1 rRNA gene is annotated in these 466 nt (G+C 45.7%); it reads right to left on the reverse strand.

Annotation, left to right across the window (positions count from 1 at the left end):
* Nucleotides 1-150: ribosomal RNA gene (locus tag H6A13_RS13100) — 23S ribosomal RNA — on the reverse strand; the annotation flags it as partial.
* Nucleotides 151-466 lie beyond the last annotated feature (316 nt).

Here is a 466-nt window from a genome sequence, read left to right on the forward strand (position 1 = left end):
GTGACGGAGGTCTTCTCCGCCGGGTTTCCCCATTCAGACATCTCCGGATCAATGGATATTTGCTCCTCCCCGAAGCTTTTCGCAGCTTATCACGTCTTTCATCGGCTCTCAGTGCCAAGGCATCCACCATACGCTCTTTCATGCATGACCAACTAGCTTTGAAAGCGGGTGGCGGTTTTTCTGCACGGCAGGAAATTTATTTCCTGATGTGTCTGAAAAATCCGGCAGACATTTGCGAAGCAAATGACATCGACAGAACGGGACGTTCTGGAGATGACCGCTTCAAAGCGCTGCCTCCGCTGTATTCTTCCAAAACTCACACGTATATAGCGTTATACGCGTTGGTCTTCGGCCAATTTTTTTGCTTTGTTTTCTTCAAAGTGTGTAATCATTACACAGTTTCCTGTTATAACAATTACCTCGGATGTCTTGATCAAGATATTTTGATCTTCGTTTCTTCTATGCA

The organism is Mordavella massiliensis, from assembly GCF_016902415.1.
Lineage (GTDB): Bacteria > Bacillota > Clostridia > Lachnospirales > Lachnospiraceae > Merdimonas > Merdimonas faecigallinarum.